Raw genomic sequence first — 24,917 nt, forward strand, 5'->3', positions numbered from 1 at the left:
AGCGCGCCCGCGCCGCGAGACCCCTCCCCGGCTGGCCTGCACGGGATGGGCACCTTCAGCCCGTAAACTCCGGTGCGTGACGTCCAGCGTGGCGGACGCCCTCGTCGGTCGGGTGATCGACGGCAGGTACCGCATCCTCTCCCACCTCGCAGACGGAGGCATGGCCTCTGTCTACGTGGCGCTGGACTCACGGCTCGACCGGGAGGTCGCGCTCAAGATCATGCGCCCCGGGCTCGCCGCCGACGACGTCTTCGTCGAACGCTTCCGTTCCGAGGCCCGTTCGGCGGCCCGTCTGAGCCATCCCAACGTCGTGGCCGTCTTCGACCAGGGCCAGGACGACGGCGAGGTGTTCCTCGCCATGGAGCTCGTCGCGGGCAAGACCCTGCGCGAGGTCATCCACGAGGAGGCCCCCCTCACCGCGCGTGAGTCCCTGGCCATCCTCGAGCCGATCCTGCTCGCGCTGCGGGCTGCCCATGCGGCGGGCATGATCCACCGCGACGTCAAGCCCGAGAACGTCATCGTGAGGCGCGACGGCGAGGTCAAGGTCGCCGACTTCGGGCTGGCGCGGGCCATCAACAACCAGACCGCGACGAGCCAGACCGGGGTGCTGCTCGGCACCGTCTCCTACCTGTCCCCCGAGCAGGTCGAGAGCGGTGTGGCCGACCCTCGCAGCGACGTGTACGCCGCCGGACTGCTGCTCTTCGAGATGCTGACGGGGCGCAAGGCGGTGACGGGCACCACGCCCATCCAGATCGCCTACAACCACGTCCACGGTTCCATCCCCTCCCCGTCATCGGTCGTGCCGGCCGTGCCGGCCGACCTCGACGCCCTCGTGGCCCGGGCCACCGCCGTCGAGCCCGACGACCGCTTCGACTCGTCCGCCTCGTTCGTGGCGGCTGTCCGGTCGGTGAGGCGCGGCCTGTCTGCCGGCGAGCTCGACCGGCGGGGTGAAGTCAGCGCCTCGGAGTCCCCCGGCACGGCCACCTCCACGCTGCCCGCCCTGTCGGCCACGAGCCGGTTGCCCGACGGCGTCAGCCGTCCCCCGGCCTCAGCTGTTCCCGAGCGCAGTCGCACCCGGCCCAACGACGTCCGCCGCCCAGGTGCCGTGGCCCTGGGCGGACTGCCCGTGCACGACGACCCACCCGGCCTCGAGCACACGGCCGCGATGCCCATCGACCGACGCCCGCACCGTCGCTCCCGTCGGTGGCCCGTGTGGACCGCGGTGGTCCTCCTCGTCGCCGGCATCGGTTTCGGTGGCTGGTGGTTCACCGCCGGCCCCGGGGGCACCACCCTCGTCCCGGGCGTGGTCGGACAGCAGGTCAGCAGCGCTGAGACCGCCATGGAGCAGGCGTCGCTGCGCATGGACACCGTCGAGCAGTTCTCCGAGACCAAGGCGAAGGGTGTCGTTCTCCTGGTCGAGCCGTCCCCGGGCAGCGCGCTGGGCAAGCAGTCGGTCGTGCGCGTCGTCGTCTCCAAGGGCAAGGAGCGCTACGCGGTCCCCCAGCTCGTCGGCACCCAGGTCGCCGCAGCAGGACCCGCCCTCACCCCCGTGAACCTGCGCCTCGGCGCCACCAGCAAGGACTGGAGCGAGACCGTCCCCGAGGGCGTCATCATCTCCCAGGATCCCGCTGCGGGGGCGTCGGTCCGGCGCAACGCCGAGGTCGCGGTCGTCGTGTCCAAGGGCCGTGAGCCGATCAAGGTCCCCGCCGTGACCGGGGCGGCCTTCGACGCGGCGTCCGCCGCGATCACCAAGGCCGGCCTGACCGTCGCGCGCGCCGAGGACGTCAACAGCGACACCGTCCCGGCCGGTCAGGTCGTGTCCCAGAGCCCCGCCAAGGGTTCGCTGCACCGGGGCGATGCCGTCACCGTCGTGGTGTCGAAGGGCCCCGTCATGGTGCCGGTGCCGAATGTCGTCGACCAGCAGGACACCGTCGCCGAGAAGACCCTCACCGACCTGGGTTTCAAGGTGCAGAAGCAGTACCCGTTCGGCGACCTCTTCGAGAAGAAGGTCCGTGCGCAGGACGTCCCGGCCGGCACCCCGGTGCCCAAGGGAAGCACGATCACCCTCACGATCGTCTGACGGCACTGATGACACCTGTGGCGCGCACGCGCCTGGCCACCCTGCTCCTCGTCGCCCTCACCGCGGTGTGGGGATCCACGTTCTTCCTCATCCGCGACCTCGTCGAGACCGTGCCTCCGGTCGACTTCCTCGCCCTGCGGTTCAGCCTCTCGGCGGTCATCATGGTCGTCGTCTTCTGGCGCCCTCTGCGTGCGCTCACCCGCCGGCAGGTGCTCGTCGGCGTCGGCCTCGGCGCGCTCTACGGGCTCGCACAGATCTTCCAGACCCAGGGGCTCGCGACGACGTCCGCCTCCGTCTCGGGTTTCATCACGGGCACCTACGTCGTGCTGACACCGGTCTTCACCGCGGTGCTGCTGCGCGAACGCGTCGCCGGATCCACCTGGGCAGCCGTCGGTCTCGCGACCGCAGGTCTGGCCCTGCTGTCGCTCAATGGCTTAGCGATCGGGGTCGGCGAGGCCATCACGTTACTGGCGGCCGCCCTCTACGCCCTGCACATCGTCGGGCTGGGCCGCTACAGCGCCTCCGAGATCGCGACCGGGCTCTCCGTGGTCCAGATGGTCGTCATCGCACTGCTCTGCGTCGTCGGCGCCGTGCCGGGTGGCATCGTGCTGCCGGCCTCGCCCGGGCAGTGGGCCTCGGTGCTCTACATGGTGGTCTTCGCGAGCATCCTCGCCCTGTGGGTGCAGACCTGGGCGCAGGCGCACATGCCCGCCACCCGGGCTGCCATCGTGATGACCCTCGAGCCGGTCTTCGCGGCCTTCTTCGCCGTCACCCTCGGCGACGAGACCGCGACTCTGCGGATGGTGGCCGGGGGCGCGCTCGTGCTGGCAGCGATGTATGCCGTCGAGCTCCTCGCGCGCCGCCGCCCCGGAGAGCTGCCGGCCGAGGCCCTCCACCACGAGGTCTGACACCCACCCGCCCTCCCCGCATCGCCACCGAACGCGGCGTTCGGTGGCGAACGCGCTGTTAGAACACGCAGTTCGACACCGAACGCCGCGTTCGGTGCCGGAAGGGCGGGGGTCAGGCGGCGGGGGCGGACCGCAGCAGGGCGGTGAGGACGTCGATCGCGACGTCGGTGCCTGCGTCGTCGACGTCGAGGTGCCACACGAGGCGCACCGCACCGGGCCCGACGGCATACGTCCGCACTCCGGCGGACAGGGCGGCATCGACGAAGGCGGCGGACGTCCAGCCCACACAGGCCACGTCGACGATGACGATGTTCGTCTCGACCGTCGCCAGGTCGACGGAGCCGGGTGCGGCCTCGGCCATCGCCTCGGCTGCACGCCGAGCACGGGCGTGGTCGTCGGCGAGACGCTCGACGTTGTGGTCGAGCGCGAAAAGCCCTGCGGCAGCGAGGATTCCGGCCTGCCGCATGCCGCCGCCGAAGCGCTTGCGCCAGATGCGCGACTCGGCCATGGCATCGGCCGAGCCGACGAGGACGCTTCCGACGGGTGCCCCGAGGCCCTTGCTGAGGCAGATCGAGACGGTGTCGAACTCGGCGCCGTAGTCGCCGACCGGCACGCCGGAGGCGACGTGGGCGTTGAAGAGCCGCGCCCCGTCGAGGTGCATCGCGACGCCACGCTCGCGGGTGATGGTGCGCGCCCTGCGGATCTCGTCGAGCGACTGCACGGTGCCGCCGCCGAAGTTGTGGGTGTTCTCGACGATCACGAGCGCCGTGCAGACCTGGTAGGGGCCGGCTCCGGTGATCATCAGACCCGCCGCGTCGTCGGCTCGGAAGCGGCCACGCTCGGAGACCCAGGTGCGCGAGGAGATGCCGGAGAGCACCGCGGCAGCGCCGAGCTCGGCCCGCACCACGTGGGCCAAGGAGTCGCCGATGAGCTCCTCCCCCTGCCTCACGTGCAGGCGCACGCCGAGCTGATTGGCCATCGAGCCCGACGGCGTGAAGAGCGCGTCCTCATGCCCGAGCATGCCGGCGACCCGCTCCTCGAGGGCCCGCAGCGTGGGGTCCTCGCCGAAAACGTCGTCGCCGACCTCCGCGCCGGCCATGGCCGCGCGCATCGCCTCGGTGGGCTTGGTCAGGGTGTCGCTGAGCAGGTCCGCCTTGAACGTCGGCACGGTCGTCACGCGCGGGTCACGCCTGGCCGAGCATCTCGGCGACGACGAACGCGAGCTCGAGCGACTGCTGGTGGTTCAGGCGCGGGTCGCACAGGGACTCGTAGCGCTTCTCGAGGTCGGAGTCGATGATCTTCTCCGCACCCCCGAGGCACTCGGTGACGTCGTTGCCGGTGAGCTCGACGTGGATGCCGCCGGGGATCGTGCCCAGGGACTGGTGCACCTCGAAGAAGCCACGCACCTCCTCGACGATGTCCTCGAAGTCGCGCGTCTTGTAGCCGGAGGGGCTCTCGAAGGTGTTGCCGTGCATGGGGTCGCAGATCCACGTCACGGTGGCACCGGACGCCGTCACCTTGTCGACGATCGCGGGCAACGCGTCGCGGATGGTGCCGGCCCCCATGCGGGTGATGAACGTCAGGCGGCCGGGCGTGCGCTTCGGGTCGACCTTGTCGATGAGGCGCAGCACCTCGTCGATGTCGGCCTTGGGCCCGAGCTTGACGCCGATCGGGTTGCTGATGCGGGAGACGAAGTCGACGTGGGCGCCGTCGAGCTGACGGGTCCGCTCGCCGACCCAGACGAAGTGGCCGGAGGTGTCGTAGAGCCGGCCCGAGCGGGAGTCGATGCGGGTCAGCGGACGCTCGTAGTCGAGCAGCAGCGCCTCGTGGGCGGCGAAGAACTCGACGGTGCGCATGGCGTCGAAGTCGGCACCGCAGGCCGCCATGAACTTCATGGCCTTGTCGATGTCCTTGGCGAGCTTCTCGTAGCGCGCGTTGGCGGAGTTGGCGACGAAGCCCCGGTTCCAGTCGTGCACGTGCCGCAGGTCGGCGAATCCGCCTGTGGTGAAGGCGCGCACGAGGTTCAGGGTCGCCGAGCTCGCGTGGTAGGCGCGGACGAGGCGCTGCGGGTCGGGGATGCGGGCCGCCTCGTGGAAGGCGAAGTCGTTGACCATGTCGCCGCGAAACGCCGGCAGCGTCACGCCCTCGCGGGTCTCGACCGTCGAGCTGCGCGGCTTGGCGTACTGCCCGGCCATGCGGCCGATCTTGACGACCGGCACGGACGCGCCGTAGGTCAGGACGGCCGCCATCTGCAGGATCGTCTTGATGCGGTCGCGGATGTTGTCGGCGGTCGCCGACGCGAACGTCTCGGCGCAGTCGCCGCCCTGCAGCACGAAGGCCTCGCCGACGGCGGCCTGGGCCATGCGGTCCGTGAGGATGTCGCACTCGCCGGCGAAGACGAGGGGAGGATACGAGGCGAGCGTCTCGATGACCTCGGACAGCGCGGCGGTGTCGGGCCAGGCCGGCTGCTGCTGGGCCTCGAGCTCGGTGGCCGCGGCCGTGAGGGCGGCGAGGGCCTCGGACCCGTCAACGGGCTCGAGACCGACATCGGCGGTGACGCTCCTCATGTTCACCCCGCAAGCGTAGACGCCACCACGTGCGCTCCCGCCACGGGTCCGCATCCCGAAACCTTCGCGACGCCCGGGAACGCCCAGGACCCACCCGAGCCGGTATGCCGTCAGGCGGGCGACGTGGGGTCCACGAGGTCGAGACCACGCTCCATGGCGAAGCGGGCGAGCTCGACGCGGTTGTGCATCTGCAGCTTGCCGAAGATGTTCTGCACGTGGTTCTGGACGGTGCGGTGCGACAGGAACAGGGTCCCCGCGATCTCCTTGTAGCCCATGCCGGTGGCGACGTACTTCAGGATCTCGGTCTCGCGGTCGGTCAGCTCGGGAACGGGCCGGTCGGGCATGCCCTCGCCGGCGGCCTTGACCCGTCTGAACTCGCCGAGGACGAGGCCGGCCAGCCCCGGCGTGAACACCGGCTCACCGGCGGCGGTCGCGCGCACGGCGGCGAGGAACTCCTCGCGCCCTGCGGACTTCACGAGGTAGCCCAGGGCCCCGGCCTTGACGGCTTCGAGGACGTCCTGGTGGTCGCCGCTCGCCGAGAGGATCAGGATGCGGGTGGGCACACGTGCCTCCGCGAGGGCGGCGCAGACCTCGGCGCCGGTCAGACCGGGCAGGTTCAGGTCCAGGACGAGCACGTCGGGCACGGTGGCTCGGGTGCGAGACACGGCCGAACGACCGTCGTCCGCCGTGGCGAGCACCTCGAAGCCGGCGTCGGCGAGATCGCGCGCCACGGCGTCGCGCCACATCGGGTGGTCGTCGGCGACGACGACGCGGATGTGCTCGGGCGGCGTGCTGCCGTCCTGGGGCATGGCGTCCTCCTGGTGCGTCACGGTGCTCCTCGGCGACCGATCCGGGTGTCCGGTTCGTCACCATGGTGACGGTTCGGACGTCGCTTCGTCCGCTGGTTCGGGATACGCAGCTCGACGGTCGTGCCGCCGGCGGCCCCGGAGGTAATGCTGGCGGTGCCGCCGAGGTCGGCGAGCCGCCCGCGGATGCTGGACGAGACCCCGAGCCGGCCCTGGCCCACTGCCTCGGCGAGCCGGCCGGCCGGGACGCCCCGGCCGGAGTCGCGGATCGTGACGGCGACGTCCTTCCCGTCGTCGTCGAGCAGCACCCAGGCTCGGGCGCTCTCGCCGGCGTGCTGGCGTACGTTGTCGAGGGCGGCCTCGACCGCGGCGACGACCTCGTCGGCGACGCGGCGCGGCAGCAGCACCGCGTCGGCAGGTGACACCAGCTGTACGCCGGTGCGCTCGATGTGGCGCAGCAGCACCCGCAGGTCGGCGTCACCGCTGATCGCGCGTCCGACCTCGGCCAGGTCGGTCTGGCTGACCAGGGTCCGCAGGATGCGCTCCTGCTCCCCCGCCATCGCTCCGAGGCGCGCGGCCTCCCCACCGAGGTCGGAGGCCCGGCGGTTGATGAACGACAGGGTCTGGAGCACTCCGTCGTGGACGGTGCGTGCGAGACGGTCTCGCTCGTTGCGCGCCGCGTCGAGCCGCATGGCCTCGGCCAGCACCTCGTGGCTGGCCCGGGCCAGGTCGACGCAGTAGCCGATGCAGCCGCCGAGCAGCAGGCCGAAGATCGAGTTCGAGATCGTGTTGGCCGTCGGCTGGACGACCTCGACGAACGAGGTCGCCGCCACGAGGGACGCGGCCGCCAGGCCACCTCGCCAGCCGCGCAGGACGGCGAACCCGACGACGGCGGCCGTGGGCCAGATGGACGGGATGGTCTTGGCGCCTCCCGTGATGACGTCCGGGTCGTCGACGAGGCGCGTGGCCAGGATCGCACCACAGCCGATCACGAGCTCGGTCGTGTAGGCACGGACCGTGCGCATGGGCCGCAGCGTCTGGACCAAGGTCCAGACGGTCAGGACCGCGAGGACCGCGACGGCGCCGACGAGGTGGGCGATCTGGCCGTGCCGCTCCCACACCGCCCAGGTCGCGTAGACGAGGGCGAGCCACCGGAACACGTCGATGCCTCGCCACAGGCCGCGAACGAGCACGTGCTCGTCGTCGAGGACGTGCGTCGCCCGCTCCGGTTCAGCTGGGATCGGCTGCTCCGACGCCCCCGGGACGACGGTCAATGACGGCTCGACGGGACCCGAGCCGGCGTCGTGGGGGGCGCTCATGGGATCAGGACGCCGCCACGACCGGGCCGTCGCCCTCGTCCCCCTCGTCGTCGACGTCGACGTCGGCGACGTCGGCGACGACAGAGGAGTCCGTCGGACCCCGGTCGGTGTCGACGACCGACCGGCCCTTGCCCTCCGCCGCATCGAGGGCCGCCTCGAGCTCGGGCGCGGCGCTGCCGGGCTTGGCAGCCTCCTGCAGCTCTCGCGCCTTGGCGCGCGCCGCGGACACGAGGCGGTCCTTCATCGACGTGGCGTACATGTCGACGTACTCCTGGCCCGAGAGCAGCATCAGCTCGTACATGATCTCGTCGGTGATCGATCGCAGGACGAAACGGTCGTCCTCCATGCCCTCGTAGCGCGAGAAGTCGAGGGGCTTCCCGACACGTACGCCGACCCTCATGATGCGTGGGATGACCTTGCCGGTGGGCTGCGCCTTGTCGGTGCCGATCATGGCTACCGGGATGACGCTCACCTTGCCCTCGAGCGCCATCCGTGCCACTCCGGTGCGGCCGCGGTAGAGCCGGCCGTCAGGCGACCGCGTGCCCTCGGGATAGATGCCCAGCATCTCGCCGCGGCGCAGCACCTTGAGGCCCGAACTGAGCGCCGCGTTGCTCGCCTTGCCGCCTGACCGGTCGACCGGCAGCTGGCCGACACCCTTGAAGAAGGCGGCCGTGAGGCGGCCCTTGATGCCGCGACCGGTGAAGTAGTCGCTCTTGGCCAGGAACGTCACCCGGCGCGGGACGACGAGCGGCAGGAAGATCGAGTCGGAGAAGGACAGGTGGTTGCTCGCGAAGATCGCGGCGCCCTCTTCGGGGATGTTGTCCTCCCCCTCGACCCACGGACGGAAGAGGAGCTTGATGATCGGCCCGATGACGATCGTCTTGAGGAACCAGTAGAACAACCGCGTCCGCCTTCCAACAGTGACGGCTCGAACTCTACGACACTCGCGCACTCACATCCGCGCATGCGAGGATCGACAGGTCCAGCCGCTTCGCCCGAGGAGCCCTTCCGTGACCCATGCGACGGTCGTCCCGACGCCCCGACTGGCGCTCGCGTGCTCACCGACTCCGTCCGCTGGGAGCCGTCGTGGCTGACCGCGACCTCGACGCCGAGTTCGAGCGCATCATCGCTGGTTGGGACGACGAGGCGCCCGACCCCCAGCGCACCCCGCCGTCGGTCTCGACGGAGACCCCGGGTGCCGACGGCACCACGCGCAGCGACCCGACGGGCACGCTGACCGACGGCGCCGACCCGGCCGCCCAGACCGTCGCGGTCGACCCGCTGGCCCCCGAGGCGCAGCCGTCCGAGAGGCCGGAGGCCACACCGCCCACCGCGCCGTCATCCACGCCTTCGACCCCTTCCACGCCTTCACCGTCGCCCACCGACGGGTCGGAGCGGCTGGAGCTGCCCATCGCCCCGACGACCTCACACGCCTGGCGCGGCAACAGCCCACGACGTGACGACGCAGACGCCCTGCTCGACGCGTCCGACCCCGACGACGACCACTTCGTGCCACCGTCCGAGATCGACCTCCCCTCCGCCGAGACCGACCCGATGTTCTGGGCCATCGTCGGCGGTCTCGTGGGCGGCCCGCTGCTCCTGCTCTACGTGCTGTTCTTCGACCGCGACGGCAGCGGTTGGTGGGTCGTCACCGCGCTCGCCATGGTCGTCGTCGGCTTCGTCCTGCTCGTCCTTCGTGGAGGCACCGAGCGCGACCCCTTCGACGACGGCACACGGGTCTAGGCCGACGCATCCTCCGTCGCAGGCCACCTGAGGTCGAGGTCGACCCACACCGGCCGGTGGTCCGAGCCGCGGGAGAGGTCGCGGTCGGCGACCGCGACGTGCGCACCCTCGACGACCGCGAGGTCGGGGCTCGCGAAGACGACGTCGAGGGCCGCCGTCGGTGCGTGCGCCGGGAAGGTGGCGCTCTCCCCCGCCACGCGACGTAGCCGGTCGGCCAGGACGGCGTAGGCACGACCGCCGATGCCTTCGTTGAGGTCGCCAGCGACGACGAGCGACGACGCCGGGTGCGGGAGTCCGCTGGAGGAGTACGTCTGGAGGACCGCCGACGTATGCCGCACGCGCTCGTCGGCCCGTAGGCCAAGGTGCACGCTCACGACCGTCACGAGATGACGGGCGCCGGCGGCGCCCGGGAGCGTCACCACGGCTGCGGCATACCCGCGGGTGCGGTCGGGAAAGCGCACGGGCAGCCGCCCGCGGCTGCGTCCGACGAGGACCACGCGTGGACTCACGAGCACCGCGGTGCCTCCGGTGCCGAGGCGGCCTCGTCCCCACGCCATGCCGCAGGCCCGGGCGAACCGCGGCAGGCGGATCTCGGTCGTGAGGCGGCGCGGCACCTCCTGGAGGCAGAGGACGTCAGGCGCGACGGTCCTGACCACCCGGGATGCGGCCACCGTGTCGTCGCGCAGATCGTGCACGTTGTAGCTCATGACCCGCAGGACGTGCCCGGGCCGTTCGGCGGACACCGGTCAGTGGCCGGCCCGGGCCAGCTCGGCCGCCCCGATGAGTCCCGCATCGCTGCCGAGCACGGCACGCACGATCTTCGCCTCGGGCCGGTAGCCGCGGCCGGGCAGCTGCCGCCGGAAGGCCTCTCGGGCCGGGCCGATGAGCATCTCGTCGGCGGCGCTGACGCCTCCACCGATGACGAACAGTCCGGGGTCGAAGGCCGAGGCGAGGTTGGCGAGGCCGATGCCGAGCCACCGACCGATGTCGGCGAGCAGCTCGCGGGCGGTCGGGTCGCCGTCGCGGGCGGCCTCGGTGATGAACGGCCCGGTGAGGGCCGTGGCGTCGCCGCCGAGCCGGGACAGCAGGTCCGCCACCACCGGTGACCCGGCCTCGATCATCGCCCGTGCCTCGCGCACGAGCGCGTTGCCGCTGGCGTACTGCTCCCAGCAGCCCCGGTTGCCGCACTCGCAGCGCACGCCACCGGGCATGATCTGCATGTGGCCGAACTCGCCGGCGATGCCGTGGCGGCCACGCTGCACGGTGCCGTCGATGATGAGTGCGCCACCGATGCCCGTGCCGAGGGTGATGACGACGACGTGCGACTCACCCCGGGCGGCCCCGAACGTCGCCTCGGCCCAGGCGGCCGCGTTGGCGTCGTTGTCGACGGTGATGGGCAGTGCGATTCGCTGGGCCAGTGAGTCGCGCAGTGGCTCGTTGCGCCACGACAGGTGCGGGGCGAAGACGACGGTCGCGCGGTCCTCGGCGACGAAACCGGCTGCACCGATGCCGACGGCGACGACGTCGTCCTCGTCCACCTGGCTGAGCAGCTCCTCGACCGACTCGACGATGGTGTTCTCGACCACCGCCGGCGAGGTCGAACGGTGCGGGGTGTCGCGGCGGGTGCGGTGCGTGATGACGCCCGCCTCGTCCACGACGCCGCCCGCCACCTTGGTGCCGCCGATGTCGATGCCGATCGCCAGGCGCCTGCTCATGAGGGCTCCTCCGGGTGCGTCGCCCCGGCCCGCTCGTCGCCGGGCGTGGGGCGACGGTCGCGCTGCGCCGTCGCGAGGTCGCGCAGGGCCGTGGCGGCGAACCCGACGAAGTCGGCGACCCGGTCGATGGTGTCGGGGTTGACCTGCTGCACGAAGGCGATCAGCTGGCAGACCGGGCAGACCCGGCAGGCCGCCGGGGTGGTGCCTCCGCACGTGCACTCCGACGCCGAGCCGCCCGAGCCGCCCGAGCCGCCCGAGCCGCCCGAGTCGCCCGAGTCGTCGGTCGCGGCGCCGGCCGGATGTCCGCTCGTTTCGTCGGCCGAGCCACCGGCGGAATGTCCGTGGCCCTCCGAGGGGGCTGACGGCATACGCGAGGAGCCTCCCCAGCCGCGCTGGGACAGCAGGTCGACGAGGAGCGCCGCCTCCTCGGACACGGTGCCCGGCCGGGACTCCGACCCGGGCGCGTCATGGGGTGTCACCGTCGCTCAGGCCTCGACGCGCTTCTTCAGCTCCTTGAGCGCCGTGTCGACGATGACCTTCTCCGCCTTGCGCTTGAGCAGCCCGATCATCGGGATCTTGACGTCGACCGCGAGGCGGTAGGTGACCTTGGTGCCGGTGCCGTCGCCGGCCAGCGTGTAGGAGCCGTTCATGGCCTTGAGCACCTGAGCCGACACGAGCGACCAGGAGATGACGCCGGTGCCGTCCTCGACGACGTCCCACTCGTAGTCGAGCACGTAGGTGTCCTTGATGGCGCCCGCGTCGAGCGTGAACTGCACCTGGTCGGCCCAGCCGTCGCCCTCCTCGGCGAGCACCGAGACGTCCTTCACCTCGCCCGCCCACTCCGGGTAGGCCTCGAAGTCCGCGATGACGTCGAGCACCTCACCAGGAGGTGCGTCGATGACGATGGAGGACTCCGTGCGATCGGCCATGCGCCGAAGGCTATCGCGTCACCCGCAGCACCACGGTGCATGACCGGACGCCTGTCACGGCGCGTCGGCCGCGTGCGAGGATGTGGTCGGCTGCCGCCTCAGGGGCCGGCCTATCCCCCGGATGCCGCTGTGACCTTCACGACGTGGCCCGGGCAGTTACCGCTCGGTAAGGTGCAGCACAGCTTTCCCCACGCGATCAGGAGTGACAGTGAAGGACAACGTCGTCGCAGCACTTGCCCCCGTCACGACGGAGGGCAGCCTCGCCGACCTCCCGGCACGCAACGCCAAGGAGTCCGGCGGCGAGACCGCGTTCTCGCGCAAGACCCCTTCAGGCGGCTGGACGCACGTCACGTGGTCGCAGTTCGCCGCCGACGTCGCGGCCGTCGCCAAGGGCCTCGTCGCCTCGGGCATCAACCCCGGCGACCGCGTGGCCCTCATGTCGCGCACCCGCTACGAGTGGACCCTGGTCGACTTCGCCGCGTGGAGCGCTGGAGCCGTCGTGGTCCCGATCTACGAGACCTCCTCGGCCGAGCAGGTGCAGTGGATCCTCTCGAACTCAGACTCCCACCTCGCTGTCGTCGAGACCGAGGCGCACCGCTCCGTCGTCGAGCAGGTCCGCAGCGACCTCCCGTCCCTGCGCGACATCGTCACCATCGACGGCGGTGGGCTCGATGCGCTGCGCGAGAAGGGCCGCGAGATCAGCGACGCCGCCCTCGACGAGCGCCGCGCCGGCCTCGCCCGCGGTTCGCTCGCGACGATCATCTACACCTCGGGCACCACCGGGCGCCCCAAGGGCTGCGAGCTGACCCACGGAAACTTCCTCGACCTCGCCGAGAACGCCATCGAGAAGCTCGGTCAGGTCGTCCTCACCGACAACGCGTCGACCTTGCTGTTCCTGCCGCTCGCCCACGTCTTCGCCCGGTTCATCGAGGTGCTGTGCGTGACCGGCAAGGCACGCATGGGCCACTCGGCCGACATCAAGACCCTCCTCGACGACTTCGCCGGCTTCCAGCCGACCTTCGTCCTGGCCGTGCCACGCGTGTTCGAGAAGATCTTCAACTCCGCGGAGGCCAAGGCGTCCGCCGACGGCAAGGGCAAGATCTTCCTCCGCGCCGCCACCGTCGCCATCGCCTACAGCGAGGCCCTCGACACCGGCGGTCCCGGTCTGGGTCTTCGCGTGCAGCACGCGATCTTCGACCGGCTCGTCTACGGCAAGCTACGGGCCGCCATGGGGGGCAAGGTCCGCTACGCGGTCTCCGGCGGCGCGCCCCTCGGCACCCGCCTGGGTCACTTCTACCGCGGCATCGGCGTCGTCATCCTCGAGGGCTACGGGCTCACCGAGACGACCGCCCCGGTGGCCGTCAACACGCCCGACCGCATCAAGATCGGCACGGTCGGGCCGCCGCTGCCGGGCACCGGCATCCGCATCGCCGATGACGGCGAGGTGCTGCTCAAGGGCGTCGGCGTCTTCAGCAGCTACCTCGACAACCCGACCGCCACGGCCGACGCCCTCGTCGACGGCTGGTTCCACACCGGCGACATCGGCGAGATGGACGACGACGGCTACCTCCGCATCACCGGGCGCAAGAAGGAGATCCTCGTGACGGCGGGCGGCAAGAACGTCGCCCCGGCCGTGCTGGAGGACCGCCTGCGCTCCCACCCGCTCGTGTCGCAGTGCATCGTCGTCGGCGACCAGAAGCCGTTCATCGGCGTGCTCCTGACCCTCGACGACGAGATGTGGCCGCTCTGGGCGAAGACGCACGGCCTCGAGGACGTCTCCCTCGAGCAGGCCCGCTCGAACCCCAAGGTCCTGGAGGCCCTGCAGGAGGCCGTCGACCGCGCCAACGAGGCCGTCTCGAAGGCGGAGTCCATCCGCAAGTTCGCCGTGCTGCCCGGCGACTTCACCGAGGCCAACGGCTACCTCACGCCGTCGCTCAAGCTCAAGCGCAACGTCGTCATGAAGGACTTCTCCGACGAGGTCGACGCGCTCTACTCCTGAGCAGACGCAACTGACCGCTCGGCGCAGCGGCTCGCTCAGCCCAGCAGACTGCGCAACCGCTCCTGCCAGTCCTTGACGAGACGGTCTCGCGTCGTGCCGATGGTGCTCCTCAGGGCGTCGTCGACGATGCCTTCGCGGTCGTCGATGCGGTCGGTCGGCACCGCCAACCCGCCGGCCGCCGCACGGTAGAGGTCGACGACGGCGCGGGTGCCGTGCGCGTCGGCCAAGGTGCGCACGGCCAGCAGAGAGAGGCCGTATGCCGCCTGGAGGGTCTGGGTGCCCGGCGCGAAGTCGTCGTCCCTGGGCAAGGCTGAGGGCATCCCCGTGGTTCGGACCAGCGTGACCGCCGGAGCGACCACCACCTTCTCGGGTAGGTCGATGGGCGTGTAGGCGACCAGCTCGGCGAAACCTTCCGAGAGCCACACCGGCACGCCGCGTGTGGTCGAGCCGCGGACGGTGACGTGGGTCAGCTCGTGGGTCATGACCACGTCACGCCCGTCCGGCCGGAGCGACGTCCAGGCCTTGGGCACGAGGATGATGCGGTCCGCGCCGGCCGGTTCGCCGGGCGTCAGCGGCCCGTCGGTTGCTGCGGCAACGCCACCGAGGCCGTCCGGCTCGGCGCTCCGTCCGAGCAGACGGCCGGCGTCGACGTCGCTGGCGGGAGCGATCCAGACCGCGGGACGAGCGGTGCCCCACACCGTGGCGACCCGTGCGGCCGCCGTGCGTGCGCGGCGGGTGATCTCGTCGACGCGCGACACGTCGCCGACGGCGAGCACGAGGGCGGTCGGTGACCGCCGGACCTTCAGGCCCTCGAGGTCCCAGGGCTGCGGGCGCCCTGACGGCGCGCTCGCGCTGATCTCCGGACGCTCCGGCGCCGCCGGGTCAGCCTTCAGGGTGAGGTCGAGGTCGAAGGCTCGGGACGCGGTGTCGAACCCGCGGATCCTGTAGGTGAGGCTGACCCTGACGTCCCACTCGACGGACGTGCCCGCGGGAGCCGGCACCGGAGCTGTCGTCTCGCGCACCGAGCCGAGTCGGAGGTCGTCGACCCCGATGGCGGTCATCCGCTGGAGCACGGCTGCCTGCGTGCGTCGCAGTGCCGCCCGCGACGAGCCGCCGAGCGGCGACAGCCACCCGACCTCGTCGCCGCGCTGCGCAGCCGCGAGCCGGCCCCGGACCAGCGCCGTGACGGACTGCTGCCTCGCGGATGCCCACTGCTCAGGAGCGATCCCCGTGTCGGGCGTGCCCTGCCGGGTGGTCGCGCCGACCGCCGCGGACGACTCGGACGACTCGGACGACGCCGACGACGCCGACGACGCCGACGACGCGACGTCAGGCGCACCGTCGAGCGTGGACGGGCCGGCCGTGCACGCTGTCAGCGCGAGACCGGCGAGTACCGCGACGACGGACGCCGAGAGGGCCGGCCGCCTCGTGGCTGCCGTCAGTCGGTGGGTCTGGCTCGGCACCGCGTCATCGTGCCACGCCAGCGCTCCGAGGAGGACGGCCCGGTCCCGGTCAGACGGCCCATCGTCGGCGGTGGAGCTGCGCGCGGGCCCCCACCTCCTGGTCGAGCTCGGCGCGAGCAGCGTTGGCGGTCGTGGTGGTGACCAGCCCGGCGGCGAGGAAGGCCGACACGGCGCGGCGCTCGGCGCGGTCGAGCGGCGCTGTGCCGGGTGCCGGGGGTGCCAGGGGCGTCGTGGACATGGTGGGCGCGGTGGGCGCGGTGGCGGCGAGGTCGAGGCGTTCGGGGCCGGTCGGTCGAACAGTCGGTCGGAACGGGGTCGCGTGCAGCGCCGTCACCATGCAGTCAGCGCAGTGGACGTCCCGCACCGGGCAGGTCTGGCAGTCGACGAGCATCATCTCTGTTTCCACCCTTTGTCTCTCGTTGCGATCTGTCGTGGTAGACGCTAAGGGCCCCCACCGACAGCACGCGGCCACGACCGAGCCGGGCACCCTCCGAACGCGGGTGCGGCCCCAGCGCGAGCCGACCGGACCAGGTCTTTCGAGGGGCGGACGCCGCGCCTCCGAGTCGATGTCGGCGGCCCCGCCTACCGTCAGGGACATGCAGGCGATCCAGGCGACGTTCGACGACCTCGGCACCTCACTTGCCGGCGTCACCTTCGTCGTCGTCGACCTCGAGACCACCGGCGGCACCCCCGCGCAGTGCGGCATCACCGAGATCGGGGCCGTCAAGGTGCGCGGCGGCGAGGTGCTCGGCGAGTTCCAGACGCTGGTCAACCCGGCGGAGCCCATCCCGGCGTTCATCTCGGTGCTCACCGGCATCACCGACACGATGGTGCGCGACGCCCCCCGCATCGAGAGCGCGCTCCCCGCCTTCCTCGAGTTCGCCGCCGGCAGTGTCCTCGTGGCGCACAACGCCGGCTTCGACATCGGCTTCCTCAAAGCCGCCGCTGCCCGCGTCGGCTCGCCCTGGCCGGGATTCGCCGTGCTCGACACCCTCCAGCTGGCCCGGCAGCTCGTCGTGCGCGACGAGTCGCCCAACCACCGGCTCGCCTCCCTGGCCCAGGTGTTCGGATCCCCCACCACCCCCGACCACCGCGCACTGCACGACGCCCGGGCCACCGTGGACGTCCTCCACGGCCTCATGGAGCGTGTCGGCAACCTCGGCGTCCACACGCTCGAGGAGCTCTCCAGCTACAGCTCTCGCGTCACCCCGTCGCAGCGGCGCAAGCGCTTCCTGGCCGACCCACTGCCCAGCTCCCCGGGGGTCTACCTCTTCAAGGACGGCACCGACCGCGTCCTCTACGTCGGCACGAGCCGCGACATCCGCACCCGCGTGCGCACCTACTTCACCGCCTCGGAGCAGCGCAGCCGGATGGCCGAGATGGTGCGGCTGGCACACGTCGTCCACCCGATCGTCTGCCAGACCCCGCTCGAGGCCCAGGTGCGCGAGCTGCGCCTCATCGACGAGCACAAGCCGCGCTTCAACCGGCGGTCCAAGGACGGCCGCAAGGTGGTGTGGGTCAAGCTCACCCAAGAACGGTTTCCCCGACTGTCCATCGTCAAGCAGGTCCGCGACGACGACGCCCACTACATCGGCCCGTTCCGTTCCAGGGCCACCGCCCAGGCCGCGGTCGACGCGGTCCACGAGGTGGTCCCGCTGCGCCAGTGCACCGGCCGGCTCACCGGTCGTGGCACGGCTTGCGCGCTCGCCGACATGGGCCGCTGCGGCGCCCCCTGCACCGGCGCCCAGTCCGAGGGCGACTACGCCGTCGTCGTCGCCGACTGCCGCGCGATCTTCACCGGCAACGCCAGGCCTGGCGCCGAGCTGCTTCGCGCCCGACTGGAGGAGCTCGCCTCGCAGGAGCGCTTCGAGGACGCCGCCCGCGTGCGCGACCGGTTCCTGCAGCTGGTCCGCGGTGCCGCCCGGGCCCAGCGGCTCGCTCCCCTGACGCGATCCCCCGAGATCGTCGCGGCCCGGCGCAGTGACGCCGGAGGCTGGGAGCTCGTCACGATCCGCCACGGACGCCTCGCCGGCACCGCCGTCAGCCCCCGCGGCGCCGACCCGATGCCCTTCGTGGCCTCCATGCAGGCAACGGCTGAGGTCGTGCCGCCACCGACGTCCGACCGGCCGTCCGCGTTGACCGAGGAGACCGAGATCCTGCTGCGCTGGCTCGAGGCGCCAGGCGTGCGCATCGTCGAGCTCGACGGTCTCTGGACCTGCCCGGTGGGCGGCGCGGGGTCCGTGCGCAGCGAGCTCGAGCCCGCCGTCGCCTCCGCACGCGACGTCGTCGGCTTCGACGACGACGTGGCCGCGGCCCTGCCCTCGGGGCGCGCCGTCGGTGGGCACTCCAGTCGTGGTGGCCGCGGCGCGGGCGGCGGTCGGCGCGCCGGCCTGCGCCGCGCCGGCTAGGTACAGCTAGGCGCCCGATCGCCTGCGGGCGCTACGGCTAGGGTGTCCTCGTGATCACCGCCATCGTCATGATCAGCTGCGAGGTCGACCGGATCCCCGAGGTGGCCGAGGCCATCGCCGAGATCCCCGCCGTGTCCGAGGTCTACTCCGTGACCGGCGATGCCGACCTCATTGCCATGGTGCGGGTCAAGGCGCACGAGGAGTTCGCCGACGTCATCGCCGACCAGCTCAACAAGGTCCAGGGCATCGTCGGCACCTCGACGCACATCGCCTTCAGGACCTACTCCTCGCACGACCTCGAGGCGGCCTTCAGCCTCGGCCTCGAAGGCGAGTAGCCGAGCGAACGGCCCAGCGCCTGGTCGAGCGGATGGTCGAGCCGGTGGTCGAGCGGGCGGTCGAAGCCTCGAGCGCGGGGCCGACCCTGCTCAGCCGGTCACCCTGAGGTGCCCGACCACCTTGTACTCGGAGTCGGAGAGCTCGTGCTCGGTGCCGGGCTCCAGCTCCATCTGCTTGAGCGCGCCGGCCCAGAAGCGCAGGATCCGACCGACCTCCTGCTAGGGAGCTCCGGTGACGGCGTCCAGGTCGATGTCGATGAGGAAGCGCATGACCACGACGCTAGACCCCACGGGGCGTCACCTGGTCGATGCCGGGACGACCCGCTGCGTGGGCCCTGCCGGGCCCTGAGTCAGCGGGAGGTCGCCGCCACCCAGCGCTCGACGAGAGCCGCCGCGGCGCCGGTGTCGATGGCCTCGGCCGCGAGTGCCATGCCTGCGCGGAGGTCTGCGTCGAAGTCGGAGGACGACGTGCCCGAGTCGGGTCGGGTCAGGGCAAGGGCGATGCCCGCGTTGAGCAGCACGGCGTCGCGCACCGCACCGGCGGCCCCGGCGAACGTCTCGCGCACGACCCCGGCGTTGTGAGCGGCGTCGCCGCCGCGCAGGGCTTCGATGGGGTGCAGCTCGAGCCCGAGCCGGGTGGGGTCCACGGAGCGCTCGGTCACGGCGCCCGCGCGAACCCACCACACGTGTGTCGTGGTGGAGACGGTGACCTCGTCGAGACCGTCGTCGCCGCGGAACACGGCGGCGTCCTTGCCGCGGTCGGCGAAGACCCCCGCCAGCAGCGGCGCCATGCGGGCGTCGGCGCAGCCCACGGCGGCATACGTCGGCTGTGCCGGGTTGGTGAGCGGCCCGAGGAAGTTGAACGCGGTGCCGACGCCGAGGTCGCGTCGCGGCACGGCCGTGTGACGGAACGAAGGGTGGAAGGTCTGGGCGAAGCAGAAGGTGATGCCCGCCTCGTCGGCGACCTCGACGACCCGTTCGGGCGGGAGGGACAGGTCGATGCCGAGCGCCTCGAGCACGTCGGCCGAACCGGACGACGAGGAGGCGGCCCGGTTGCCGTGCTTGACGAGGCGCACGCCGGCGGCGGCGGCCACCATCGAGGACATCGTCGAGATGTTCACGGTGTGGGCGCGGTCGCCCCCGGTGCCGACGATGTCGAGGCTCGGGCCGGGCACCTCGATGCGCCGCGCGTGGGCGAGCATCTGCTCGGCCAGGCCACGCATCTCGTCGATGCTCTCGCCCTTGGCCCGCAGGCCGACGAGGAAGCCCGCGACCTGCGACGGCGTCGCCTCACCCTCCATGATCTGGTTCATGGCCCACTCGGCCGTGGGGCGGTCGAGGTCCCGACCTGCGATCAGGTCGGTCAACAGGCCTGACCAGGTGGTGTCGTCCTGACCCACGATCAGGCCGTGGGCACGCCCGCGCGGGCGAGCGTGGCGATGGCCGACGTCAGCGCGATCGGGTCGAGCGGGTGCGGGACGGCCAGGTCGGCCTGAGACCACGCCGCGAGCCAGCTGTCCTGAGGGCGGCCGGTGAGCACGATGATCGGCGGGCACTCGAAGATCTCGTTCTTCAGCTGGCGGGCGAGACCGAGGCCCCCGACCTTCGCCGCCTCGCCGTCGAGCACGAGGATGTCGAAGCGCTCGGAGTCGACCGTCGAGACCACGGCGTCGGCAGTGGCGCACTCGTGCCAGCGGATCACCTCGACGTCCTTGGCAGGTCGGCGGCCCACGGCCGCGCGGACGGCGTCACGCGTGGTGAAGTCGTCGCTGTAGAGCAGCACGCTCACCTTCGCCACCCGGCTGGTCGACTCGGCGGTCGTCGCGATCTCGGTGGACGTTCCCTGCGCTGCGCTGTCGTTCGAGGCGGTCATGCGCCTGATGCTACCGGGCAGGTCGCGCCGCACCGCAGGGACCTCCCGGCCCTCGGGACGGGGTCGCGGGACCCCGGCGAGGGCGGCGCCTGACGGCGTGGGAGGGTGGCTCCCGGACGGCCCAGAGCACGGCTGTTCAGGGTTCGTGTCGGAATGGTCACGAATCCTCTACACCCGCGCGAGAAACGGCCCCGTAGCGGGGGGTCCCTCGCACAGCCGGACAGGAATGTGGGAATAATGTCCAACGTGGCGACAGCATCAGCAGTTCCTTCAAGCGCAGTAGCGACTTCGGCCCACCACGGACCGGCGACCCGCCCCAACATGGTTGCCGTCGGCACCATCGTGTGGCTCTCCTCGGAGCTCATGTTCTTCGCGGGTCTGTTCGCCGTGTACTTCCAGCTCCGTTCGGTGCGTGGCGACCTCTGGGCCGTGCAGACCGAGAAGCTGAACCTGCCGTTCGCGAGCGTCAACTGCCTCGTGCTCGTCATCTCCTCCGTGTGGTGCCAGCTCGGTGTCTGGAAGGCCGAGCGCGGCCAGAAGGCCCGCACCGGAAGGCTTTTCGACCTCAAGGGATGGGGCATGCGGGAGTGGTACGTCCTCACGTACCTCTTCGGTGCCTTCTTCATCGCCGGCCAGGTGATGGAGTACTCCGAGCTCGTCCACGAGAACGTGACGTTGAGCTCCGACGCGTACGGCTCGGTGTTCTACATGGCCACCGGCTTCCACGGCCTGCACGTCACGGGCGGCCTCATCGCCTTCCTGCTCATCATCGCCCGCACGTTCACCACCCGGCGTTACACGCACGCCAACGCCACCGGCGCCGTCGTGACGTCGTACTACTGGCACTTCGTCGACGTCGTGTGGATCGCCCTCTTCGCGACCATCTACATCCTGCGCTGATCCGCGAGCCGGCATCACGCATGAGCGCCCCGCTGCACCCGACCACCACCACCATGGACGACAGGACCCCACAGTGAACGCCTTGGCCGCCCGACGTCGACACCCCGCCGCGATCGCGGTGCTGCTGCTGATCGGCCTTCTCGTGACCGGTGGCGCCTACTCCTTCCTGGCGCCCAGGGATGCCAACGCCGCAGCGCCCACGGCTGCCGCCGACGCCGTCTCCGAGGGCAAGGACCTCTTCGTGGCCAACTGCGCCACCTGCCACGGCCTCAACGCCCAGGGCACCAAGTCGGGCCCGTCCCTCGTGGGCGTCGGTGCCGCGTCGGTCGACTTCCAGGTCGGCACCGGCCGTATGCCGCTCGCCGGGCCCAACGTCCAGGCCCCCGTCAACAAGGTGAAGTTCGACGACACGCAGATCGGCGCCCTCGCCGCCTACGTCGCCTCCCTCGGCCCCGGCCCGGCCGTCCCCGAGAACAAGTGGACGACCGTCATCGAGCCCGGCACCGCCGAGAACAACAAGGCGATCGCCGAGGGCGGCGAGATCTTCCGCGTCAACTGCGCCATGTGCCACAACTTCGCCGGCGCCGGCGGCGCCCTGACCCGCGGCAAGTACGCCCCGGCCCTCGACGAGACGACGCCCAAGCACATCTACGAGGCGATGGTCAGCGGCCCCCAGTCGATGCCCGTCTTCAACGACACGAACCTGACGCCCGAGGCGAAGCAGAAGGTCATCTCCTACCTCAAGGCCCAGGAGTCGCAGACGAACGTCGGTGGCCTCACGCTCGGCAACCTCGGCCCCGTCTCCGAGGGCCTGTTCGCCTGGGTCTTCGCCCTCGGCATCCTCATCGGCTGTGCCGTCTGGCTGGGCAAGAAGGCCGCATGACCACGCGCTGCATCGTCCAGATCACGAACGACGACAGGACCACGACCCGATGAACGACCACGAGACCACGGAACACGGGACGAGCACCGCGCTCGTGCCCGTCGCCGGCGACGGGCACGAGCTGCTGCCCGCGTCGATGATCCGCGACGCCGACCAGTTCGAGAACCCCGGTCTGCCGCCGCACGTGCACCGTCTCGCCGACGACCACCCCGACGCCGCACAGCGCGCCGAGCGCCAGGTCGCGACGATGTTCGGTCTGTCGATGCTCGCGACGCTGGTGTTCCTGGTCAGCTACTTCGCGATCCCCGACGAGGCGACCTTCTTCTTCCCGGGCATCGGCGTGGCGAAGACGCAGAACGTCGTGCTCGGCCTCTCGCTCGGTTTCGCCATCTTCCTCATCGGCATCGGCGCCGTGCACTGGGCCAAGACGCTGATGTCCGACGAGGAGATCGTCGAGGAGCGACACCTGCAGGCCTCCACCGGAGAGCAGCGGGCCAAGGCCGTCGCGACGGTCACCGCGGGCGTCGAGTCCACGCAGCTGACCCGTCGTCCCATCCTCAAGTACTCCCTCGGTGGTGCGCTCGGACTGTTCGCGCTCCCCCTCGGCCTCCAGGTGGCCGGATCCCTCGGCCCGGTCACGGTCGAAGAGCTCAAGCACACCATCTGGGACCTCTCGGAGAACGGCGGCAAGCCGATCCGCCTCATGCGCGACCCGGAGATGACGCCGATCCGTTTCGACGAGGTCACCGCCGGCTCCGTCTTCCACGTCATGCCCGAGACGCTCCAGAAGCGCATCGACGAGGGCAAGCACGTCCTCGAGGCCAAGGCCAAGGCCGCGGTCATCCTCATCCGTCTCGACCCCGACCTGATCAAGGTGCAGAAGGCGAAGGACTGGGGCGTCGACGGCGTCGTCGCCTACTCCAAGATCTGCACCCACGTCGGCTGCGCGGTCGGCCTGTACGAGCAGCAGACGCACCACCTCCTCTGCCCGTGCCACCAGTCGACCTTCGACCTCACCGAGGACTGCGCAGTCATCTTCGGCCCGGCCAAGCGGCCGCTGCCGCAACTCAAGATCACCGTCGACGACGCGGGCTACCTCGTCGCCCCCGAGGGCTTCCACGAGCCCGTCGGACCGAGCTTCTGGGAGCGTGCGCGATGAGCACCGCAGAGACCCGCCCCGCTGACGCCCTCCGCGCCGGCGACCGTCAGGCAGACGAACGCGCTTCTGCCGCCAAGCCGCTCGGCGGCATCGCCGGCTGGGTCGACGACCGCGTCGGCGCCGCCAAGGGCGTCTCCTTCCTCGCGAAGAAGGTCTTCCCGGACCACTGGTCGTTCATGCTCGGCGAGATCGCGATGTACTCGATGATCGTCTGCCTGCTCACCGGTGCGTTCCTCACCTTCTGGTTCGTCCCGAGCGCCAGCCAGGTCGTCTACGACGGCAGCTACGTGCCGCTGCAGGGCGTGACGATGTCCGACGCCTACCGCTCCACGCTCGGCATCTCCTTCGACATCCGCGGCGGCCTGCTCATTCGGCAGATCCACCACTGGGCCGCGCTGATCTTCGTCGTGTCGGTCTTCGTGCACATGGCGCGCGTCTTCTTCACGGGCGCCTTCCGCAAGCCGCGTGAGATCAACTGGGTCTTCGGCACGATCCTGTCGATGCTCGCCTGCATCGAGGGTTTCGCCGGCTACTCCCTGCCCGACGACCTGCTCTCCGGCACCGGCATCCGGGCCATGAACGGCTTCGTGCAGTCGGTGCCCGTCATCGGCTCGTACATGTCCTACTTCATCTTCGGTGGGGCGTTCCCGGGCGAGGCGATCATCCCCCGCCTCTACTCGGCGCACGTGCTGCTCATCCCGGCCATCCTGGTCGGCCTCTTCACGGCGCACATCCTGCTCGTGTTCGTGCACAAGCACACCCAGTTCCCCGGCCCGGGCCGCACCAACAACAACGTCGTCGGCTACCCGCTCCTGCCGGTGTACATCGCCAAGGCCGGTGGCTTCTTCTTCATCGTCTTCGGCGTCATCACGCTGATCTCGGCGGTCGTGAGCATCAACCCGATCTGGGCCTACGGCCCCTACGACCCGTCGCCCATCACGGCCGGCTCCCAGCCCGACTGGTACATGGGCTTCGCCGACGGTGCGCTGCGACTGCTGCCCGGCTTCCTCGAGTTCCAGACGTTCGGCTTCACCTGGAGCATGAACATCTTCCCGGGCTCGATCCTGCTCCTGCCGATCATGTGGGGCATCATCGGGGCCTACCCGTTCGTCGAGGCGTGGGTCACCGGCGACAAGCGCGAGCACCACCTGCTCGACCGGCCGCGCAACGCCCCGACTCGCACCGCGATCGGTGTCGCGGGCATCACGATGTACGTCGTGCTCTTCCTCGCGGCGGGCAACGACCTCATGGCGATCAAGCTGCACCTGTCGATCAACGACATCACGCAGACCCTGCGCGTGCTCTTCTTCATCGGCCCGCCGATCGCCTTCTGGATCACCAAGCGCATCTGCCTCAGCCTCCAGCGGGCCGACCGCCAGAAGGTGCTCCACGGTCGCGAGACGGGCACCATCTGGCGCCACGCCGACGGCAAGTTCGAGGAGATCCACGCTCCGCTCACCCCGCAGGAGCGCTGGGTCCTGGTCCAGCACGAGTCGCACGAGCCGCTCCAGCTCACGGCCGGAACCGACGTCAACGGCGTCGACAGCCCGATCGCCCGCAAGGAGCGCCTGCGCGCGAAGTTCTCGAACTTCTACTTCAAGGACCGCGTCGCACCGGCCACGCCGAGCGAGCTGGAGGCCGCCCACCACGAGCACGACGACCACGACGCCGCCGCCCCCGCGGGCGAGCACGAGGCCATCGAGTCACGCGGTGCAGGCCAGGAGCGCGAGACCATCAAGGCTCGCCAGCACGACTGAGCCGCAACGCTTCTCGTCCGGAAGGGGCGCGACCCGCATGGGTCGCGCCCCTTCCGCTCGTGCGAGACTGCAC

General features: G+C 71.1%; 23 protein-coding genes. 10 read left to right on the forward strand and 13 right to left on the reverse strand.

From position 1 onward, the window contains the following. Positions 1-76 precede the first annotated feature (76 nt). On the forward strand, positions 77-2,080 hold the full coding sequence (gene pknB / locus AB4091_RS14335; protein WP_442292423.1) for a Stk1 family PASTA domain-containing Ser/Thr kinase: 2,004 nt from the start codon (positions 77-79) through the stop codon (positions 2,078-2,080). Positions 2,081-2,088: 8 nt separating this feature from the next. Then, positions 2,089-2,988, forward strand: coding sequence for a DMT family transporter (locus tag AB4091_RS14340; protein ID WP_442292424.1), 900 nt, complete (start codon positions 2,089-2,091; stop codon positions 2,986-2,988). 112 nt (positions 2,989-3,100) lie between these two features. On the opposite strand, the gene AB4091_RS14345 is transcribed toward AB4091_RS14340, so the two are convergent. The 5 genes from AB4091_RS14345 to AB4091_RS14365 form a co-directional block, all read right to left on the reverse strand. Beyond that, positions 3,101-4,165 carry a threonine aldolase family protein gene (locus tag AB4091_RS14345; protein WP_442292425.1) on the reverse strand — a complete coding sequence of 355 codons (1,065 nt, stop codon included), beginning with the start codon at positions 4,163-4,165 and terminating at the stop codon, positions 3,101-3,103. Positions 4,166-4,172: 7 nt separating this feature from the next. Then, entirely contained in the window at positions 4,173-5,555 is a 1,383-nt protein-coding gene (locus tag AB4091_RS14350) for a class II 3-deoxy-7-phosphoheptulonate synthase (RefSeq protein ID WP_442292571.1), read from the reverse strand. A gap of 110 nt (positions 5,556-5,665) precedes the next feature. After that, complete coding sequence (locus AB4091_RS14355) at positions 5,666-6,364, reverse strand: response regulator (protein WP_442292572.1); 699 nt, start codon at positions 6,362-6,364, stop codon at positions 5,666-5,668. A gap of 17 nt (positions 6,365-6,381) precedes the next feature. Beyond that, positions 6,382-7,680, reverse strand: coding sequence for a MacS family sensor histidine kinase (gene macS, locus AB4091_RS14360; protein WP_442292426.1), 1,299 nt, complete (start codon positions 7,678-7,680; stop codon positions 6,382-6,384). 4 nt (positions 7,681-7,684) lie between these two features. Beyond that, positions 7,685-8,581, reverse strand: coding sequence for a lysophospholipid acyltransferase family protein (locus AB4091_RS14365; protein WP_442292427.1), 897 nt, complete (start codon positions 8,579-8,581; stop codon positions 7,685-7,687). Positions 8,582-8,766: 185 nt separating this feature from the next. Here AB4091_RS14365 and AB4091_RS14370 point away from each other — a divergent pair, with 185 nt between their 5' ends. Continuing rightward, on the forward strand, positions 8,767-9,423 hold the full coding sequence (locus AB4091_RS14370; protein WP_442292428.1) for a hypothetical protein: 657 nt from the start codon (positions 8,767-8,769) through the stop codon (positions 9,421-9,423). Here AB4091_RS14370 and AB4091_RS14375 read toward each other — a convergent pair. The 4 genes from AB4091_RS14375 to AB4091_RS14390 are packed head-to-tail and all read right to left on the reverse strand — an operon-like array spanning position 9,420 to position 12,067. Beyond that, positions 9,420-10,130, reverse strand: a complete 711-nt coding sequence (locus AB4091_RS14375; protein WP_442292429.1) for an endonuclease/exonuclease/phosphatase family protein — start codon at positions 10,128-10,130, stop codon at positions 9,420-9,422. The two genes, AB4091_RS14370 and AB4091_RS14375, sit on opposite strands and share 4 nt — an antisense overlap. A gap of 39 nt (positions 10,131-10,169) precedes the next feature. Beyond that, on the reverse strand, positions 10,170-11,138 hold the full coding sequence (locus tag AB4091_RS14380) for an ROK family glucokinase (RefSeq protein WP_442292430.1): 969 nt from the start codon (positions 11,136-11,138) through the stop codon (positions 10,170-10,172). Continuing rightward, the gene (locus tag AB4091_RS14385) at positions 11,135-11,617 is read right to left on the reverse strand and encodes a hypothetical protein (protein ID WP_442292431.1); all 483 of its coding nucleotides are present in this window, start codon (positions 11,615-11,617) and stop codon (positions 11,135-11,137) included. Before AB4091_RS14385 ends, AB4091_RS14380 begins: the two co-directional genes overlap by 4 nt. A 6-nt stretch (positions 11,618-11,623) precedes the next feature. Further along, on the reverse strand, positions 11,624-12,067 hold the full coding sequence (locus tag AB4091_RS14390) for an SRPBCC family protein (RefSeq protein ID WP_442292432.1): 444 nt from the start codon (positions 12,065-12,067) through the stop codon (positions 11,624-11,626). A 208-nt stretch (positions 12,068-12,275) separates the two neighbouring features. On the opposite strand from AB4091_RS14390, the gene AB4091_RS14395 reads away from it, so the two are divergent. Then, positions 12,276-14,066 (forward strand): AMP-dependent synthetase/ligase, encoded by a 1,791-nt coding sequence (locus tag AB4091_RS14395; RefSeq protein ID WP_442292433.1) that lies wholly within the window; start codon positions 12,276-12,278, stop codon positions 14,064-14,066. Positions 14,067-14,101: 35 nt separating this feature from the next. Here the strand turns inward: AB4091_RS14395 and AB4091_RS14400 are convergent, their stop codons facing one another. Together AB4091_RS14400 and AB4091_RS14405 are read right to left on the reverse strand one after the other, a co-directional pair. Next, entirely contained in the window at positions 14,102-15,529 is a 1,428-nt protein-coding gene (locus AB4091_RS14400) for a hypothetical protein (protein WP_442292434.1), read from the reverse strand. Between the two features lie 49 nt (positions 15,530-15,578). Next, positions 15,579-15,935 carry a hypothetical protein gene (locus AB4091_RS14405; protein ID WP_442292435.1) on the reverse strand — a complete coding sequence of 119 codons (357 nt, stop codon included), beginning with the start codon at positions 15,933-15,935 and terminating at the stop codon, positions 15,579-15,581. A gap of 190 nt (positions 15,936-16,125) precedes the next feature. On the opposite strand from AB4091_RS14405, the gene AB4091_RS14410 reads away from it, so the two are divergent. Then, on the forward strand, positions 16,126-17,937 hold the full coding sequence (locus AB4091_RS14410) for a DEDD exonuclease domain-containing protein (protein WP_442292436.1): 1,812 nt from the start codon (positions 16,126-16,128) through the stop codon (positions 17,935-17,937). Positions 17,938-17,987: 50 nt separating this feature from the next. Then, entirely contained in the window at positions 17,988-18,272 is a 285-nt protein-coding gene (locus AB4091_RS14415; protein WP_442292437.1) for an Lrp/AsnC family transcriptional regulator, read from the forward strand. A 350-nt stretch (positions 18,273-18,622) separates the two neighbouring features. Here the strand turns inward: AB4091_RS14415 and trpD are convergent, their stop codons facing one another. Then, positions 18,623-19,672, reverse strand: coding sequence for an anthranilate phosphoribosyltransferase (gene trpD, locus AB4091_RS14420; RefSeq protein WP_442292438.1), 1,050 nt, complete (start codon positions 19,670-19,672; stop codon positions 18,623-18,625). 2 nt (positions 19,673-19,674) lie between these two features. Beyond that, entirely contained in the window at positions 19,675-20,145 is a 471-nt protein-coding gene (locus AB4091_RS14425) for a response regulator transcription factor (RefSeq protein WP_442292439.1), read from the reverse strand. A gap of 237 nt (positions 20,146-20,382) precedes the next feature. On the opposite strand from AB4091_RS14425, the gene ctaE reads away from it, so the two are divergent. The 4 genes from ctaE (at position 20,383) to qcrB (ending at position 24,844) form a co-directional block, all read left to right on the forward strand. Next, on the forward strand, positions 20,383-21,045 hold the full coding sequence (ctaE, locus tag AB4091_RS14430) for an aa3-type cytochrome oxidase subunit III (RefSeq protein WP_442292440.1): 663 nt from the start codon (positions 20,383-20,385) through the stop codon (positions 21,043-21,045). Positions 21,046-21,118: 73 nt separating this feature from the next. Then, the gene (gene qcrC / locus AB4091_RS14435) at positions 21,119-21,928 is read left to right on the forward strand and encodes a cytochrome bc1 complex diheme cytochrome c subunit (protein WP_442292441.1); all 810 of its coding nucleotides are present in this window, start codon (positions 21,119-21,121) and stop codon (positions 21,926-21,928) included. A gap of 49 nt (positions 21,929-21,977) precedes the next feature. Next, a complete protein-coding gene (gene qcrA / locus AB4091_RS14440; protein WP_442292442.1) occupies positions 21,978-23,087 on the forward strand; it encodes a cytochrome bc1 complex Rieske iron-sulfur subunit in 1,110 nt (369 codons plus the stop codon). Continuing rightward, entirely contained in the window at positions 23,084-24,844 is a 1,761-nt protein-coding gene (qcrB, locus tag AB4091_RS14445) for a cytochrome bc1 complex cytochrome b subunit (protein ID WP_442292443.1), read from the forward strand. Before qcrA ends, qcrB begins: the two co-directional genes overlap by 4 nt. The last annotated feature ends 73 nt before the right edge of the window (positions 24,845-24,917 follow it).

Origin of the sequence: Terrabacter sp. 2RAF25 (genome assembly GCF_052115265.1) — a bacterium.
Lineage (GTDB): Bacteria > Actinomycetota > Actinomycetes > Actinomycetales > Dermatophilaceae > Terrabacter.

Bases quoted from the DNA above. Each gene is read 5' to 3' on its own strand.
- AB4091_RS14340 (WP_442292424.1), top strand. From the start codon at position 2,089: ATGACACCTGTGGCGCGCACGCGCCTGGCCACCCTGCTCCTCGTCGCC.
- AB4091_RS14350 (WP_442292571.1), bottom strand. From the start codon at position 5,555: ATGAGGAGCGTCACCGCCGATGTCGGTCTCGAGCCCGTTGACGGGTCC.
- AB4091_RS14355 (WP_442292572.1), bottom strand. From the start codon at position 6,364: ATGCCCCAGGACGGCAGCACGCCGCCCGAGCACATCCGCGTCGTCGTC.
- macS (WP_442292426.1), bottom strand. From the start codon at position 7,680: ATGAGCGCCCCCCACGACGCCGGCTCGGGTCCCGTCGAGCCGTCATTG.
- AB4091_RS14375 (WP_442292429.1), bottom strand. From the start codon at position 10,130: ATGAGCTACAACGTGCACGATCTGCGCGACGACACGGTGGCCGCATCC.
- AB4091_RS14380 (WP_442292430.1), bottom strand. From the start codon at position 11,138: ATGAGCAGGCGCCTGGCGATCGGCATCGACATCGGCGGCACCAAGGTG.
- AB4091_RS14390 (WP_442292432.1), bottom strand. From the start codon at position 12,067: ATGGCCGATCGCACGGAGTCCTCCATCGTCATCGACGCACCTCCTGGT.
- AB4091_RS14410 (WP_442292436.1), top strand. From the start codon at position 16,126: ATGCAGGCGATCCAGGCGACGTTCGACGACCTCGGCACCTCACTTGCC.
- AB4091_RS14425 (WP_442292439.1), bottom strand. From the start codon at position 20,145: ATGACCGCCTCGAACGACAGCGCAGCGCAGGGAACGTCCACCGAGATC.
- ctaE (WP_442292440.1), top strand. From the start codon at position 20,383: ATGTCCAACGTGGCGACAGCATCAGCAGTTCCTTCAAGCGCAGTAGCG.
- qcrA (WP_442292442.1), top strand. From the start codon at position 21,978: ATGAACGACCACGAGACCACGGAACACGGGACGAGCACCGCGCTCGTG.
- qcrB (WP_442292443.1), top strand. From the start codon at position 23,084: ATGAGCACCGCAGAGACCCGCCCCGCTGACGCCCTCCGCGCCGGCGAC.